Raw genomic sequence first — 16783 nt, forward strand, 5'->3', positions numbered from 1 at the left:
CCGTATCCGGACATGGTTCTGTCCGGCCCCCACAGGGATCGGGCCCGGAGACTGTGCAGAGTCGACGGACCGTTTTCTTGGCGTTCTTCGTAGGGTCGACACATGACCGTTTTGGATACTCCGGGCGCCCCGGGCGAGCCCACCGACTCCCGCGGCCGGGTGGCCGAGCTGCACGCGCTGCGTGAGCAGGCCGTACAGGGCCCGAGCGAGCGGGCCACCCAGGCGCAGCACGCCAAGGGCAAGCTGACCGCGCGCGAGCGCATCGAGCTGCTGCTGGACCCGGGTTCCTTCCAGGAGGTCGAGCAGCTCCGCCGGCACCGGGCGACCGGTTTCGGCCTGGAGAACAAGAAGCCCTACACCGACGGCGTCATCACCGGCTGGGGCACGGTCGAGGGCCGCACGGTCTTCGTGTACGCGCACGACTTCCGCATCTTCGGCGGCGCGCTGGGCGAGGCCCACGCCACGAAGATCCACAAGATCATGGACATGGCCATCTCGGCCGGCGCGCCCCTGGTCTCCCTGAACGACGGCGCGGGCGCCCGCATCCAGGAGGGCGTCTCCGCGCTCGCCGGATACGGCGGCATCTTCCAGCGCAACACCCGGGCCTCGGGCGTCATCCCGCAGATCTCCGTGATGCTCGGCCCGTGCGCGGGCGGCGCGGCCTACAGCCCCGCCCTCACGGACTTCGTGTTCATGGTCCGCGAGACCTCGCAGATGTTCATCACCGGTCCGGACGTGGTCCGCGCGGTGACCGGCGAGGAGATCACCCAGAACGGTCTCGGCGGGGCCGACGTCCACGCCGAGACCTCGGGCGTCGCGCACTTCGCGTACGACGACGAGGAGACCTGCATCGCCGAGGTCCGCTACCTGATCTCGCTGCTGCCCTCCAACAACCGCGAGAACCCGCCGACCGTGGTCTCCGAGGACCCGGCCGACCGGCGCGGCGACGTGCTGCTCGACCTGGTCCCGGCCGACGGCAACCGGCCCTACGACATGCGCAAGGTCATCGAGGAGCTCGTCGACGACGGCGACTACCTGGAGATCCACGAGCGCTGGGCCACCAACATCCTGTGCGCCCTGGCCCGGCTCGACGGCCAGGTCGTGGGCATCGTCGCCAACCAGCCCCAGTCCCTGGCCGGGGTCCTGGACATCGAGGCCAGCGAGAAGGCTGCGCGCTTCGTCCAGATGTGCGACGCTTTCAACATCCCCATCGTGACGCTGCTCGACGTGCCCGGCTTCCTGCCGGGCGTCGACCAGGAGCACGGCGGCATCATCCGCCACGGCGCGAAGCTCCTGTACGCGTACTGCAACGCCACGGTGCCCCGGATCTCCCTGATCCTGCGCAAGGCGTACGGCGGCGCGTACATCGTCATGGACTCCCAGTCCATCGGCGCCGACCTCACCTACGCCTGGCCGACGAACGAGATCGCCGTGATGGGCGCCGAGGGCGCCGCCAACGTGATCTTCCGCAAGCAGATCGCGGAGGCCGAGGACCCCGAGGCGATGCGCGCGCGCATGGTCAAGGAGTACAAGGCCGAGCTGATGCACCCGTACTACGCGGCCGAGCGCGGCCTCGTGGACGACGTGATCGACCCGGCCGAGACCCGCCAGGTCCTCATCTCCTCCCTCGCGATGCTGCGCAACAAGCACGCGGACCTGCCGTCGCGCAAGCACGGCAACCCGCCCCAGTGAATTCCCGCACCCGCTGTGCGTACGACGACGAGACGACGGAGACGACACCACACATGACCACCCCCGCCGACACGAAGAACCTCCTGCGCGTCGAGAAGGGCGAGGCCGCCCCCGAGGAACTGGCCGCCATCACCGCGGTCCTCCTGGCCCGCGCCGCCGCCCGCCCCGCCGAGGTCTCGGCCCCCCACCCGCGCAGCTCCTCCGCGGGCTGGCGCCGCCTGGAGCGCACCCCCGGCTTCCGCGCGCCGCACAGCTGGCAGGGCTGAGCCCTCCCGCCCCGAAGGCCCGGCCCCCGTTCTCGCGGGGCCGGGCCTTCGCCGTGCGCGGACGGCCGGCCCCCGGCCCGCCGCCCCTCCCGAAGACGCCGAAGGGCCCGTGCCCCCCGGACAGGCCGAGAAGGGGGCACGGGCCCGAACCCGTGTGGCACGGGAGCGCTTAGCGCAGCCGCGCCATCAGCGCGTGCTCGACCAGGGTGATCAGGGCGCTCTTGGCGTCCGCGCGGTGCCGGGCGTCGGTGGTGATGATCGGGGTGTCGGGCCCGATCTGGAGCGCCTCGCGGACCTCCTCCGGGTTGTACGGCTGGTGGCCGTCGAAGCCGTTGAGGGCGATGACGAACGGCAGGCCGCTGTTCTCGAAGTAGTCGACCGCCGGGAAGCAGTCGGCCAGGCGCCGGGTGTCGACCAGCACGACCGCGCCGATCGCGCCGCGCACCAGGTCGTCCCACATGAACCAGAAGCGATCCTGGCCCGGCGTACCGAAGAGGTACAGGATCAGGTCCTGGTCCAGGGTGATGCGGCCGAAGTCCATGGCGACCGTCGTGGTCGTCTTGTCACCGGTGTGGGTGAGGTCGTCGATCCCCGCGGAGGCGGAGGTCATGACGGCCTCGGTGCGCAGCGGGTTGATCTCCGACACGGCTCCGACGAACGTCGTCTTGCCGACGCCGAAGCCGCCCGCCACCACGATCTTCGCGGAGGTTGTGGAGCGGGCTGCTCCGCTGCTAGAGCTTGCGAAGTCCACTGAGCACCCTTTCGAGCAGTGTCACATCTGGCTGACCGCCCGCGGCTTCGTCGCCGCCGGGCTGGTGAATGGCGACGAGTCCGGCCTCTGCCAGGTCGGCGACGAGGATCCGGGCTACGCCGAGGGGGATGGAGAGGAGTGCCGAGATCTCGGCGACCGACTTGATCTCACGGCACAGCTGGCAGATCCGCTGGTGCTCGGGCAACTGCCCGTGCAGCCTGCTGGGATCCGCCGTGGTGTGCACCAGCGCCTCGATGGCGAGCTGGTAGCGGGGCCTGGTACGGCCGCCCGTCATGGCGTACGGACGCACCAGGGGGTTGTGACCGCCGCTTCCGGAGGACCCGGAATAACCCGAGGAACCAGAGGAACCCGGGGAAGGGACGGACGGGGACCCCGCGCGGCCCGGCTGCTGGCGGGCCGACGCCGGCGGGATGCCGGAGGGCTGCCCGTGGCGCGGGGGCTGCGGGGGCTGCTGCTGGTAGGGGCGCTGCTCGTAGGACTGCTGGTACCCGGCGGACGGCCCGTCCTGCGGACGACCCGCGGAGTGCTGTCCGCCCCGCGGGGAACGGCTGGGCGCAGAGGGGAAGTTGAACCGGTTCTGCGAGGGGTCGCTTTGACCACCCTGGCCCTGACCCGGGCCGCGGCCATAGGGCCAGTCGGCCGACGAACCGTTTGGGGGCGTTGCCACGTTCTCCTCCTCCGACTGCACTGCGGGCACCATCACCTGTGGAGCCACATCCCCGAACCCTAAAGCCCGGGGATGCCACTGCGCACGGGGTGTCTGCCAGTTGAACAGACTTCGTCAAGAACCCTCAGCGGAGGAACACGCCCTCCGCCGGGGGATTCAGTTCAGCAGACTCCCCTGGAGCTCGGCCCGCAGATCCGGGGTCAGCACCGTGCCGGCCCGGTCCACCAGCAGTGCCATCTCGTACCCCACGAGGCCGATGTCGGCGTCGGGGTGCGCGAGGACGGCGAGGGAGGAACCGTCGGAGATGGACATGATGAAAAGGAATCCTCGCTCCATCTCCACCACGGTCTGGTTGACGGCGCCGCCCTCGAAGATCCGAGAGGCGCCCGCCGTCAGCGACGTCAGACCGGAGGCCACGGCCGCCAGTTGATCGGCGCGGTCACGGGGGAATCCTTCGGACATCGCCAGCAGGAGTCCGTCGGCGGAGACCACCACCGTGTGGGAAACACCGGGGGTGTTGTCCACGAAGTTGGTGATCAACCAGTTCAGATTCTGCGCCGCCTGGCTCATCGGGCTCACACTAACGCTCCTGGTTGTAGGTACTACCCGGTCCACTGTGCTGATCGTAAGTGGCCGCTTGGTTCTGGTCGGTCCCCGCGCTGCGCCCCCGCTGGACGCCCCGGCGCAGGTTGCTCAGCCTGCCCCGCACGTCCTCGGGTGCGCGAGAGACCTGGGGGCCGCTCGACGGGCTCTGCTCCGCGGTTCCCTCGACCAGGTTGGCCTTGGGCACCCGCTTGGGGAGGCCGGAGGGAGTGATCCCGCCCGCCTTGGGGTCCTTGAGCTTCTCGGCCCGCTGCCAGCGCTCGTCGTTCGACGTGCGCCAGTTGCTGTCGGCCGGGGGCTCCTGCCGCGCCGGGGCGGACCGCTGCGGCTGCTCGGGAACCGAAGTCACCGAACTCACCGGCGGCTGCTGCGGCTTGCGGGTCGGCAGGGCCGCCTGCGGCCGCTGCTCCTCCCGGGGGGAGGACTGCTGCCCGTCGCGGCCCGACTTGCTGTGCCGGCTGAGCATGCTCTCCTGGCCGGGCTGGCTGCCGCGGCGCGGAAGACCCGCGTCCGTCAGTGCGTGACCTTCGCGCGGTGCGTCCGGAGCAGTGCCCGGACCCTCGAAGCCTACGGGTTCGTCGGCCGCCGGGGGAGCCTCCTGCGAAGACTGTCCGGAAGATGCGGTTCCGGATGTCGTTCCGGATTCCGTTGCGGCCGGGTGCGCGGGGTCGTAGCCGGCCGGCAGTCCGTTCGGGTCCTGCCACGATGTCTGCTGCGGCTGCTCCCCGTACCCCTGGTACCCGGGTTCCGCATAGCCCTGCTGCTGCGGGACCTGCTGGGCCGGGAAGGGCTCCGTGGAGCCGAAGGAGTCGCGCGGGCCGAAGCCGTCGAACCCGCCGGGGGCGGGCTGCTCCTGGTAGCCGTTCGGGTCGTAGGCCTGCTGCTCTCCGTAGGCGGGCTGCTGGAAGCCCTGCTGCTGCGGGTCGTAGGCGTTCGGGTCGTACCCCTGCGGGGCCGGCTGGCCCTCGTAACCCTGGGGGGCCGGCTGCTGGTTCTCGTAGCCCTGCTCGTACGAGGTCTGCTGCGGCTCCTGCACCTCGTCGCGGAAGAGCGGGCGGTCGTCGCCCTGCGCGGCACGGCCTTCCAGGGCCGCCCGGCGCTCCTCGCGGAGCAGCGAGCGGTTCACCGGATCGAGCGGCGTGCGCTCGCCCGGCCGGCCGTGTCCCGCCTCGTAGCGCGAGTCGTCGAAGCCGAGCTCGGCGGCGGTGCGCAGCGGGGCGGCCTCGAACGAGGGCTGCTCCGGCGTCTGCTGTTCCGCCATGATCGAGGAGACGGTGAAGTCGCCCTGCGGCTGGTTCTCGCCACCGCCACCGTGGGTGATCGCGTCCGGGAGCATGACCAGCGAGGTCGTGCCCGCCTGCTCGCCCGAGGGGCGGAGCTGGACCCGGATGCCGTGCCGGTCGGCGAGGCGGCCGACCACGAACAGGCCCATGCGCTGCGAGACGGCGGCGTCCACCGTCGGCGGGTTGGCCAGCTTGTGGTTGATGTCCGCGAAGTCCTCGGGGGTGAGCCCGATGCCCTTGTCGTGGATCTCGACCATCACCCGGCCGTCGGGCAGCCGGGTGGCGTTGACGCGGACCTTGGTCTGGGGGGAGGAGAAGGTGGTGGCGTTCTCCAGGAGCTCCGCCAGCAGGTGCACGAGGTCGGTCACGGCCTGGCCGTGGATCTCCGACTCCGGCACGCCGGTCAGCTCGATGCGCTCGTAGCTCTCCACCTCGGAGGAGGCGGCGCGCAGGACGTCGACGAGCGGCACCGGCTGGTTCCAGCGGCGGCCCGGCTCCTCGCCCGCGAGGACCAGGAGGTTCTCGCCGTTGCGGCGCATGCGGGTGGCCAGGTGGTCCAGCCGGAAGAGGCTTTCGAGCTGGTCCGGGTCGGCCTCGTTGTTCTCCAGGTCGGTGATGAGGGTCAGCTGGCCCTCGATCAGGGACTGGTTGCGGCGCGAGAGGTTGGTGAAGATCGCGTTGACGTTGCCCCGGAGCATGGCCTGCTCGGCGGCGAGCCGCACCGCCTCGCGGTGCACCTGGTCGAAGGCGCGGGCGACTTCGCCGATCTCGTCGTGCGAGGTGATCGGGATCGGCTGCACCCGGGTGTCCACGCGGCCGGGCTCCGTACGGGAGAGCTGGTCGACCAGCATCGGCAGCCGCTGCTCGGCGATGCCGAAGGCGGCGGTGCGCAGGCGCTTCATCGAGCGGCTCATCTGGCGGGCGACCGCACCGGCCAGCACGAAGGCGGCGAGCACGGCGACAACCACGATGGCGCCGTTGATGAGGGCGTCGTTGCGGGAGTCGGCGGAGATCTGCGCGGCGTCCGTCACGGCCTTGGTGACGAGCTCGTTCTCGATCTCGGTGTAGCCGTCGAACTTGGCGGTCGCCGCGGCCTGCCAGGTCAGCGGGACGATGCCCTTGGCGGCGAGCGTGCTCTGCTTCTGGCCCTTGCAGATCTCGGCGGCCATCCCGTCGAAGACCGAGCCGTTCCTGGCCGGCGGCGTGGCGAGGGTCTTGCCCTGGGCCTTGGCCGCCGCCTGCGCCTCGGCGAGCTTCCGGCCGCCCTCCTCGGCCTTGCCCTTCATCACGTCGCTGAGCCGGTCCACGTCCTGCTGGGTGCCGCCGGAGACGTACTCGCCGAGCGCGATGGTCTCCAGGTAGTTGTACGAGCAGAACGCCTTGACCTGGCCCTCGAAGATCTCGTCCTCGCCGTTGGGCCGGATCAGCAGGTGCAGGCCGATGGAGCGCTGCAGGGACCCCGCGGCCTTCGCCAGCTCCACGGCGTACACCGTCCGGCCGTAGGAGGTGATGTTGCCGGAGCCCAGGCTCAGTTCGTTCGACACCTCCATCAGGAAGTGCTGGACGTCGCGGTAGCCCTCCTCGGTGGCGACCGGGTTCTTGCTCTCGACGCCCGCGGTGTACGCGGTCCCGCGCAGGGCGGGCAGCTTCGGCTCGGCCTGCCGGATGCGGTTGAGGCGGTTCTTCAGGCCCTGGTTGTCGGGGGCGCCCGCGACGGCGGCGTCGAACTTCTTCTTCGCGTCGTCGGTCGCCTTCCTGGCGTCCCCGACGGCCGGCGCGGTGCGCCTGCCGGTGAGCAGCGGCTGCGCCGTGAGGTCGCGTTCGTTGAGCAGCGCGTGCCCGTACTCGGCGGCGGCGCGCACGATGAGTGCGGTCTTCTCCGCGTCCTGCGCGTCGCGCCAGGCCTTGACGGAGCCGTTGACCTGGAAGCCGCCCATGACGAGGGCGACCAGGACGGGTATGAGGAGAATGGCGTTCAGCCGGGTGGCCACGCGCCAGTTGCGCGGAGACATCCGGCTGGAACTGCCGCCCGCTGCGTCGCCCGCCGGGGGCGCCTCGGCGGCAGGCGGCGCCGCAGTGCGCGACGGCGGGGTGAAGTTGCCCCGTGTCTGCTGCTCTGCGGAGCTCTTCTTGCTTCGCCTCACTCGACCAACAACCTCTCGGCGTCGGCACCTGTGCTGTGCCGTGTTTCGTTCGGGGCCGTACTGCTGTGCTTCTGTGCACTCACGCTCGGAGCCCACGTACTTACTCAGGAGTTTCGCCGAATTCCAGCACGGCCGACGGTTCTGGACCAAACAGCCGGAAGAAGTCCTTCCTAGTGGCCCATCCCTCAGATAAAACGGGCATAAAGAACGAGCCCCGCCAAAAGGCGGGGCTCGTGTGAGCACAGCGGCACCGGATGAACGCGCCGGGTTGCCGCGCTCGGCGAATTCTCCTTCGAAACGTTATGAACTCCACCGCGGAGCCGGGGCGGAGAGTGTCGTACGACACAGCCCGCCCCTGTGGGACTACGACAACTTCCGTATCCCCGCCCCTACTTGCGGATGACGTGCGACCTACTTCAACCGGGCCATCAACGCGTGCTCGACCAGCGTGATCAGGCCGCTCTTGGCGTCCGCGCGGTGCCGGGCGTCGGTGGTGATGATCGGGGTGTCGGGCCCGATCTGGAGCGCCTCGCGGACCTCCTCCGGCGTGTACGGCTGGTGGCCGTCGAAGCCGTTGAGGGCGATGACGAACGGCAGGCCGCTGTTCTCGAAGTAGTCGACCGCCGGGAAGCAGTCGGCCAGACGCCGGGTGTCCACGAGCACGACCGCCCCGATCGCGCCGCGCACCAGGTCGTCCCACATGAACCAGAAGCGGTCCTGACCGGGCGTGCCGAAGAGGTACAGGATCAGGTCCTGGTCCAGCGTGATGCGGCCGAAGTCCATCGCCACCGTGGTGGTCGTCTTGTCACCGGTGTGGGTCAGGTCGTCGATCCCCGCCGAGGCGGAGGTCATGACGGCCTCCGTGCGCAGCGGGTTGATCTCCGAGACGGCGCCCACGAACGTGGTCTTGCCGACGCCGAAGCCGCCCGCCACGACGATCTTGGCGGAGGTGGTGGAACGGGCCGCGCCCGTCGCGCCGTCAGAGCTTGCGAAGTCCACTGAGCACCCTTTCCAGCAGCGTCACGGCCGGCGTTCCGTCGGCCTCCGCGCCCTCGCCCGGCTGGTGGATGGCCACCATCCCGGCCTCGGCCAGGTCGGCGACCAGGATGCGCGCGACACCCAGCGGCATCGCGAGCAGCGCCGAGACCTCGGCCACCGACTTGACCTCGCGGCACAGGTGGCAGATCCGCTGGTGCTCGGGGAGCAGCGTGGACAGGTGCGCCGGGTCGGCCGTGGTGGAGACCAGCGCCTCGATGGCGAGCTGGTAGCGCGGCCTGGTCCGGCCACCGGTCATCGCGTAGGGACGTACCAGCGGCTGATCGCCCTCGTGCGCGTCGTACGGCGCGTCGAGATGCGCGCCGCCGTACGGATCGTGAGAGGCGGGGGGCGGGGTCATGGGTCCTCCGGGCATGACAGCAAGGGGTCGGCGTGCCGTCTGACGGGGCCGGTGGGGGAATCGGACTTCGGCCGGACGGTTGTGGGGCTGGGTGGTGCGAACTACCTGAGGGGCGTGGGGTCGTACGAGCCGGCGTGCCGCCTAGTGAAGCAGGCTGCCCTGCAGTTCCGCGCGGAGGTCCGGGGTGAGGACCGTGCCCGCCCGGTCGACCAGCAGTGCCATCTCGTATCCGACCAGACCGATGTCGGCGTCGGGGTGCGCGAGCACCGCCAGCGACGAGCCGTCCGAGATCGACATGAGGAAGAGGAAGCCGCGCTCCATCTCCACCACGGTCTGGCTGACCGGGCCGCCCTCGAAGATCCGGGACGCGCCCGCCGTCAGCGAGGTGAGCCCGGAGGCCACCGCCGCCAACTGGTCGGCACGGTCACGGGGGAAACCTTCGGACATCGCCAGAAGGAGTCCGTCGGCGGAGACCACCACCGTGTGGGACACCCCAGGGGTGTTGTCCACGAAATTGGTGATCAACCAGTTCAGATTCTGCGCCGCCTGGCTCATCGGACTCAACTAACGCTCCTGCTGGTGAGTGGGGTCAACGGTGCGGAACGTGCCAGTGGTGCCGTTGCTTCCGGCCTGGCGGCCCTGCTGAATGCCCCGACGAAGATTGGTCAGCCGGCCGCGTACGTCATCGGGCGCACGGGAGACCTGCGGACCTGTCTGGTGGTTCTGTTCCTGCGCCGTGCCCGGGACCAGGTTGGCCTTCGGGACGCGACGCGGAAGTCCTGAGGTGGTGACGCCGCCCGCGGCGGGCTTGCGCACCCGCTCGGCCTGCCGGACGAGTTCGTCGTTCGGCGAGGGCCGCCAGGCGGCCTCGGCGGACTCGCGCTCGGCGGCGGGGGCCGCCGGCCGGGCGGACACGGAGGCGGCCGCGGCGGGCTGGGGGGCGCCGCCCTGGTCCTGGTGGAACCAGTTCGACTCCAGCGTGTCGAAGAGCGGCGTACGGCCGTCCCCGGGACCCGCGGCTGGCGGCAGCGACTCCTGCTGCCGCACCTGCGGGACCTGCTGGGTCTCGTCGGGCTGCTGGTTCTGCGGGACCTGCGGGTACATGTCCTGCGCACCCTGGCCCGGCAGGCTCGCCACCGGACGCGGCGGCCGGAAGGCGGCGTCGTCCTGGCCGCCGCGCGGACGCGGAGCACCGGACGCCGGGGCCGGCGCCGGACGGTCGTAGGAACCGTTCCGGTGCGCGCCGGTGTCGTACGGGTCCGGCCGCTGCTGCTGCTGCTCGCGCCCGTCGGGGCGCTCGAACTGCCCGGTGGCGGCCGCGAAGTCCGACGGCGCGAACTGGCCCGTGGAACCCGGCTCCGGGAAGGCGCCGTCCCGGCGCCCGGCCTGCGGGAACTGGCCGGTCGAACCGGGGCCCTGCTCCCCGCGGACCTGCGGGAACTGGCCGGTCGAACCGGGGCCCTGCGGCCCGCGCACGTCCGGGCGCTCGAACTGGCCGGGGGAGTCCTGGCGTACGTCGGGACGCTCGAACTGCTCCCGGGCCGGGGGCGTGTCCTGGCGGCCCGGGAAAGCGGGCTGCGGGAACTGGCCGGTGGCGGCCGGGTCCGGGAAACCGCCGTGCTGGGCCTGCGGGAACTGGCCCGTGCTCGCGGGGTCCTGGAAGTCGGCCTGGGGGAACTGCCCGGTGGCCGCGGGGTCCTGCGGTCCGCGGGCCTGCGGGAACTGGCCCGTGCCCGCGGGGTCCTGGAAGTCGGCCTGGGGGAACTGCCCGGTGGCCGCGGGGTCCTGGAAGTCCGGCTGCGGGAACTGGCCCGTGGCCGCGGGGTCCTGGCGTACGTCGGGGCGCTCGAACCGGCCGGCGGACGCCGGGTCCTGCCGGACGTCCGGGCGCTCGAACTGGCCCGTCGCGGAACCGGGCGGCGGCCCGTTGAAGTCGGGACGGTCGAACTCGGCCGTGGCGCCGGGGCCCTGACGGTCCTCGGTCTCCTCGTGGCCGCGCGGCTGGTCGGCCGGGTTCGGCCGGGCGCCCCAACTGGTGGGCCGGCCGCCCTGCGGAGCCGCCGGGCCGCCGGGCAGTTCGGCACGCGGGCCGCCCGCCCGGGGCAGACCGCGGTCCGGCTCGGGGGCGTGCGCCTGGCGCACGTCCTCACGGCCGCCGCGACCGCCGCCGAAGGCGCCGGCGAGACCGCCGCGCTTGGGCGGACCGGCCGGGGGCGCACCGGTGAGGCCGGCGCCCGGAGTGCGTCCCGGCAGCGCCGTCCGCGGGCCCGAACCGGCCGGGACCTGACGCCGAGAGGGCTCGGCGCCCAGCATGCCGCCGCCCTGCGGGGCGCCGGGACGGCCGCCGGGGCCGCCGGGACCGCCGCCCGCACCGGGACCGCCGGGCAGACCCGGACGCTGGCCCTCGCCCGCGGGCATCTGCGGCGCGCCGCCGGGCGCGCCGGGCCCACCGGGCTTGCCGGGGAGCTTGCGGCCGCCCTGGGCCACGTCCACGGGCAGCATGACCAGCGCCGTCGTGCCGCCGGAGTCCGACGGGCGGAGCTGGATGCGGATGCCGTGCCGCAGGGACAGGCGGCCGACCACGAACAGACCCATGCGGCGGGACACCGAGACGTCCACGGTCGGGGGCGCGGCGAGCCGCTCGTTGATCGCGGAGAGGTCCTCGGGGGACAGGCCGATGCCGGTGTCGTGGATCTCGACGAGCACCCGGCCGTCGGGCAGCGCGTGACCGGTCACCCGCACCTTGGTCTGCGGCGAGGAGAACGAGGTGGCGTTCTCCAGCAGCTCGGCGAGCAGGTGCACGAGGTCGTTGACGACCCGGCCGGCGACCTCGGTCGAGGGCACCGACGCCAGTTCGATGCGCTCGTACTGCTCCACCTCGGAGGCGGCGGCACGGAGCACGTCGACCAGCGGCACCGGACGCGTCCAGCGGCGGCCCGGCTCCTCACCGGCGAGGACGAGGAGGTTCTCGCCGTTGCGGCGCATACGGGTGGCGAGGTGGTCGAGCTTGAAGAGCGAGGAGAGCTGGTCCGGGTCGGCCTCGCGGGCCTCCAGCTCGGAGATGAGCGAGAGCTGACGCTGGATGAGGCCCTGCGAGCGGCGCGAGAGGTTGGTGAACATCGCGTTGACGTTGCCTCGCAGCAGGGCCTGCTCGGCGGCCAGTCGCACCGCCTCGCGGTGCACGTCGTCGAACGCGGTGGCCACCCGGCCGATCTCGTCCTTGCTGTGCACGCCGACGGACTCCACGGAGGTGTCCACGTCCTGCGGGTCCGACTCCGAGAGCGCCTTGACGAGCTCCGGCAGCCGTTCCTGGGCGACCCGGGTCGCGGTGTCCTGCAGGCGGCGCAGCGAGCGGATCATCGAGCGGGCCATGATGAACGCGCCGACGAGCGAGACGCCGAGCACGAGCAGGATGACCGCACCGGAGATGTACGTGGAGCGCTCGGAGTCCGCCTTCAGCTCGCGGGCCTTCTGCTCCATCTGGGTGAGCAGCGTGGCCTCGATGCGCTTCATCGCGTCGATCTCGTTGCTCGCCTGGTCCTCCCAGTCCTTGTAGGACCGGACCTTGAGCTGCTTGATGCCGCCCTCGGTGTTGAGGACCTTCTCCGCGTAGTCGTCGGCGCGCTTGGAGTCCGGGTTGTTGTTGGTCAGGACGCTCAGCAGCGGGATGGCGGACTGCGGGCCGTAGATGGTGGTGAAGGTGCCCAGCGAGGTCTTCTCGTTGGACCGGGCGGTCTGGCCGAACAGCCGGTCGCTCTCGGTGAGGTTGACCTTCTGCTTCGGGTCGTCCGGGTTCGCCGGCAGCGCGGCGGCGATGATCGCGCGCTGCACCGAGGCGAACTCCTTGGCGTTCGAGAACGCCGCCAGCGCACGGGTGCGCTTGATCATCTCCGGGCTGGAGGTCGCCTGCGCCATGTCCTGGGAGAGGCTCAGCAGCGAGGTGATCAGACCGCTGTACGCGCTGACCGTCTGCGAGTGGCCCGCTTCGCCGCGGTCCTGGAAGGCGGTGTCGCGGATCTGCGTCAGGGTCTGCAGCCGCATGCTGATGTCGCGGAGGCTGTCACGGATACTCGTGAGCGCCTCGTCGCCCTCTTCCCCGACCTCGACGCCCCGGGTGCCGGCGATGAACGCTTCCTTGAAGCGGTCGCTCTTGTCCTGCTCCGCCTTGACCGTCGGGTCGTCCTGCCGGGTGCCGTTGGCCAGCGGGCCGGCGGTCTTGTCGCGCTCGTTCTGCAGCGCCGCCGCGAGGTCGGTGGCCTTGCGGGTCATGTCGGTCAGCAGCTGCATGTGCTCGAGCTGCTGCACGTCGCTCAGCGACTCGTTGATGCGCAGTGCGCCGAGCGCGGTCGCCGCGACCACGGGGAGGGCCAGCAGCGACACCAGTCGGGTGCTGATGCTCCAGTTGCGCAGGGATATTCGGGTGCCCTCGGTGATGGGCTTGGGGGCCTTGGGCTTCTTCTCCTTGGCCTCGCCGGGCGCCTTCGAGGGCTCCGGCGAACCGCCGCCGAAGGCTCCGGCGCCTCCGCCGAAGGCGCCACCGGGTCCACCGGGACCGCCCTGGCCGGGCCGGCCGGGGCCGCCGCCGGGCTGCGCCGGGCCGTCGCCCTGGGGGTTCCGGGCGTGCGGGGGCTGGGGCGACGAGCCCGGGGCGGCCTGGCCGCGCGGCTCCTGCTCGGCCGGGGTGTCCCCACGGCCCTGGCGGGCCTGGGGAGACCCCATGCCATCCCTCTTGAAACGTCCCTGCACTAGCGTCGCAACCTCTGGACCAGGCGTGCCACCGCAGAGCGGCGGAACGGTGTCGAGTCGTGGGGTACCGGATCATCCCCATTGGGTGGTCGTGAGTGACCGCGGTCCGGGGAATTCCAGCACAGTGCCGGATCTCCAACAAGGCCCGAGCGACCCGACGGACCTGGGGTGACGCTTTGTGCCTGGTGTGTCACCAGTCGTAGACTCGCTTCCCCTACGTAAGGGACATTTGCGTACGAGTCGCTTACGGGTGGGGGGTGCCCCAGTCGGGACGATCAGGAGCGGAATCAATCCTTCAGATAGGTAATGTCCGTTTCTGACCACAAGATCAACAGTCCGAATTGCGGGAATTGCCCCCAAGTTCGTGAGCAAACTCACACGAAGATCCCGGCACATTCCCGGCTTTGGCCGGGAAGCGGATGTTTAGCCTGACGCTTTACAGGGATTGCGAATCCGACCACCGGCGCCGTCCGGCGCCCTCATCGACAAGGCGCGAGCACTCTCATGCAGAACTCCACGACAACGAAGCAGAGCGCGAAGAAGACGGCTTCCGCGATCCGCAATCTGGCCAACCCGCGCCGCACCACCCTCGCCCACCTGGACAAGCAGACCGGCACCCCCCGGCCCGCCGCCCTCCCGGAGTACGCGCAGGAGCTGCCCGCCGCCACCGCCAACACCCGCCGCACCGTCCTCATGGTCGCCCCGGAGATCCAGCACCTCCCCGAGGCCGCCCCCGCCGCCTGACCGGCCCCCTCGCCGACCCCTCCCCGCAAGGACGGGCGGAGCCGACCTCACCTCCCGCGTTAGCCTGGAGCGTCAGACTTCGGCCAGCTCAGGTAAGGGGCGCAGGCATCCCGTGCGCATCGCCAGATTCTCCATCGACGGCAATGTCGCCTTCGGCGCGGTCGAGGGCGAGGGAACACCCGAGTCGGGTGACCTCGTCCTCGACATCATCAAGGGCATTCCGTACGCCGACTTCGAGCTCTCCGGCGTCAAAGTCCCCCTGAGCAAGGTGCGGCTGCTGCCCCCCGTGCTCCCCAGCAAGGTCGTGGCCATCGGCCGCAACTACGCGGAGCACGCGGCGGAGCTCGGCAACGAGGTCTCGGAGATCCCGGTCGCCTTCTTCAAGCCGTCCACCTCGGTCATCGGCCCGGGCGACTCGATCGCCTACCCCTCCTTCTCCTCCGAACTGCACCACGAGGCGGAACTCGCCGTGGTCATCGGCCGCATGTGCCGCGAGGTCCCCCCGGAGCGCGTCAAGGACGTGGTCTTCGGCTACACCGCGGCCAACGACGTCACCGCCCGGGACGTCCAGCAGCGCGAGAAGCAGTGGGCCCGCGCCAAGGGCTTCGACACCTCCTGCCCCCTGGGCCCGTGGGTCGAGACCGACCTGGACCCCGCCGACCTCACGATCCAGTGCACGGTCAACGGACAGCAGCGCCAGCTCGGCCGCACCAGCGACATGGTCCGCTCGGTCGCCGACCTGGTGGCGCACGTCTCCGAGGCGATGACCCTCCTGCCCGGGGACGTCATCCTCACCGGCACCCCCGCGGGCGTCGGACCCCTGAACGTCGGCGACGAGGTCGCCGTCACCATCGAAGGCATCGGCACTCTCACCAACAAGGTGATCAAGCGTGGCTAACACCCCCTCGTCCCCCGTCCGCGTCCGGTTCTGCCCCTCTCCGACGGGCAACCCGCACGTGGGCCTCGTCCGTACCGCCCTCTTCAACTGGGCGTACGCCCGCCACACCGGCGGCACCATGGTCTTCCGCATCGAGGACACCGACGCCGCGCGCGACTCCGAGGAGAGCTACCAGCAGCTCCTCGACTCGATGCGCTGGCTCGGCCTCGACTGGGACGAGGGCCCGGAGGTCGGCGGCCCGCACGCGCCGTACCGCCAGTCCCAGCGCATGGACCTCTACAAGGACGTCGCCGAGAAGCTCCTGAGCGGTGGGTTCGCCTACCACTGCTACTGCACCACCGAGGAGCTGGACGCCCGCCGCGACGCCGCCCGCGCCGCCGGCAAGCCGTCCGGCTACGACGGCCACTGCCGCGCGCTGACCGACGAGCAGGTCGCCGCGTACGAGGCCGAGGGCCGCCCGGCCATCGTCCGCTTCCGGATGCCCGACGAGGCGATCACCTTCACGGACCTGGTCCGCGGCGAGATCACCGTCCAGCCCGAGAACGTCCCGGACTACGGCATCGTCCGCGCCAACGGCGCCCCGCTCTACACCCTCGTCAACCCGGTCGACGATGCGCTGATGGAGATCACCCACGTCCTGCGCGGCGAGGACCTGCTCTCCTCCACCCCCCGCCAGATCGCCCTCTACCGGGCCCTGATCGAGCTGGGCGTCGCCAAGGAGATCCCCCTCTTCGGCCACCTCCCCTACGTGATGGGCGAGGGCAACAAGAAGCTCTCCAAGCGCGACCCGCAGGCGTCCCTCAACGTCTACCGCGAGCGCGGCTTCCTCCCGGAGGGCCTGCTCAACTACCTCTCCCTCCTCGGCTGGTCCTTCTCCGCCGACCAGGACATCTTCACGGTCCCCGAGCTGATCGAGAAGTTCGACGTCGCCGACGTCAACGCCAACCCGGCCCGCTTCGACCTGAAGAAGGCCGAGTCGATCAACGCCGACCACATCCGGCTGCTCGACCCCAAGGCCTTCGCCGAGGCCTGCGAGCCGTGGCTGACGGCCCCGCACGCCAACTGGGCCCCCGAGGACTTCGACCGCGCCGCCTGGGAGGCCATCGCGCCGCACGCCCAGACCCGGGTGACGGTCCTCTCCGACATCACGGCCAACGTCGACTTCCTCTTCCGGAAGGAGCCGGTGGAGGACGAGGCGTCCTGGGCCAAGGCCATGAAGGGCGAGCCCGCCGCCCTCCTGACCACGGCCCGCGCGCACCTCGAAGCCGCCGACTGGTCGGACCCCGAGTCCCTCAAGAACGCGGTCCTCACCGCGGGCGAGGCCCACGGCCTCAAGCTCGGCAAGGCCCAGGCCCCGGTCCGGGTCGCCGTCACCGGCCGCACGGTCGGCCTGCCCCTCTTCGAGTCCCTCGAGATCCTGGGCAAGGACAGGACCCTGGCCCGCATCGACGCCGCGCTGGCCAAGCTCGCCGGATAAGCGTCCTGCGCGCGCCCGGGAAGGGGCGGGGGGGGGGGGGGGGCCCCCCCCCCCCCCCCCCCCCCGCCCCCGCCCCCGCCCCGGGGCCCCCCCCC

Annotated in this window: 13 protein-coding genes; 5 read left to right on the forward strand and 8 right to left on the reverse strand. The window is 71.4% G+C overall.

The features are described from left to right. Positions 1-102 precede the first annotated feature (102 nt). Together ACIP93_RS26125 and ACIP93_RS26130 are read left to right on the forward strand one after the other, a co-directional pair. The gene (locus ACIP93_RS26125) at positions 103-1692 is read left to right on the forward strand and encodes an acyl-CoA carboxylase subunit beta (RefSeq protein WP_401762162.1); all 1590 of its coding nucleotides are present in this window, start codon (positions 103-105) and stop codon (positions 1690-1692) included. A gap of 53 nt (positions 1693-1745) precedes the next feature. Continuing rightward, on the forward strand, positions 1746-1958 hold the full coding sequence (locus tag ACIP93_RS26130; RefSeq protein ID WP_345228188.1) for an acyl-CoA carboxylase subunit epsilon: 213 nt from the start codon (positions 1746-1748) through the stop codon (positions 1956-1958). Positions 1959-2127: 169 nt separating this feature from the next. Here ACIP93_RS26130 and ACIP93_RS26135 read toward each other — a convergent pair whose 3' ends face one another. The 8 genes from ACIP93_RS26135 to ACIP93_RS26170 form a co-directional block, all read right to left on the reverse strand. Then, positions 2128-2709, reverse strand: a complete 582-nt coding sequence (locus ACIP93_RS26135; protein ID WP_185034326.1) for an ATP/GTP-binding protein — start codon at positions 2707-2709, stop codon at positions 2128-2130. Then, positions 2690-3397 carry a DUF742 domain-containing protein gene (locus ACIP93_RS26140; protein ID WP_401762413.1) on the reverse strand — a complete coding sequence of 236 codons (708 nt, stop codon included), beginning with the start codon at positions 3395-3397 and terminating at the stop codon, positions 2690-2692. The genes ACIP93_RS26135 and ACIP93_RS26140 overlap by 20 nt, the downstream gene beginning before the upstream one ends. Before the next feature lie 156 nt (positions 3398-3553). Further along, entirely contained in the window at positions 3554-3967 is a 414-nt protein-coding gene (locus ACIP93_RS26145; protein WP_030980891.1) for a roadblock/LC7 domain-containing protein, read from the reverse strand. Between the two features lie 10 nt (positions 3968-3977). Further along, a complete protein-coding gene (locus tag ACIP93_RS26150) occupies positions 3978-7427 on the reverse strand; it encodes a nitrate- and nitrite sensing domain-containing protein (protein ID WP_401762165.1) in 3450 nt (1149 codons plus the stop codon). 411 nt (positions 7428-7838) lie between these two features. After that, positions 7839-8426, reverse strand: coding sequence for a GTP-binding protein (locus ACIP93_RS26155; RefSeq protein ID WP_401762168.1), 588 nt, complete (start codon positions 8424-8426; stop codon positions 7839-7841). After that, positions 8407-8823: a DUF742 domain-containing protein gene (locus tag ACIP93_RS26160; RefSeq protein ID WP_345228181.1), complete on the reverse strand. Its 417-nt coding sequence runs from the start codon at positions 8821-8823 to the stop codon at positions 8407-8409. Before ACIP93_RS26160 ends, ACIP93_RS26155 begins: the two co-directional genes overlap by 20 nt. A 141-nt stretch (positions 8824-8964) precedes the next feature. Then, a complete protein-coding gene (locus ACIP93_RS26165; protein WP_189825947.1) occupies positions 8965-9378 on the reverse strand; it encodes a roadblock/LC7 domain-containing protein in 414 nt (137 codons plus the stop codon). 9 nt (positions 9379-9387) lie between these two features. After that, entirely contained in the window at positions 9388-13542 is a 4155-nt protein-coding gene (locus ACIP93_RS26170) for a nitrate- and nitrite sensing domain-containing protein (protein WP_401762171.1), read from the reverse strand. A gap of 531 nt (positions 13543-14073) precedes the next feature. Between ACIP93_RS26170 and ACIP93_RS26175 the strand changes: the two genes are divergently transcribed. The 3 genes from ACIP93_RS26175 to gltX all read left to right on the forward strand — a co-directional run bounded on the left by ACIP93_RS26175 (position 14074) and on the right by gltX (position 16688). Then, on the forward strand, positions 14074-14313 hold the full coding sequence (locus tag ACIP93_RS26175) for a hypothetical protein (protein WP_345228176.1): 240 nt from the start codon (positions 14074-14076) through the stop codon (positions 14311-14313). Between the two features lie 112 nt (positions 14314-14425). After that, entirely contained in the window at positions 14426-15211 is a 786-nt protein-coding gene (locus ACIP93_RS26180; RefSeq protein WP_401762173.1) for a fumarylacetoacetate hydrolase family protein, read from the forward strand. Further along, positions 15204-16688, forward strand: a complete 1485-nt coding sequence (gene gltX, locus ACIP93_RS26185) for a glutamate--tRNA ligase (protein WP_345228172.1) — start codon at positions 15204-15206, stop codon at positions 16686-16688. Before ACIP93_RS26180 ends, gltX begins: the two co-directional genes overlap by 8 nt. Positions 16689-16783: the final 95 nt, after the last annotated feature.

The sequence above is a fragment of the Streptomyces sp. NPDC088745 genome (assembly GCF_044751045.1).
GTDB classification, from domain to species: domain Bacteria; phylum Actinomycetota; class Actinomycetes; order Streptomycetales; family Streptomycetaceae; genus Streptomyces; species Streptomyces cremeus.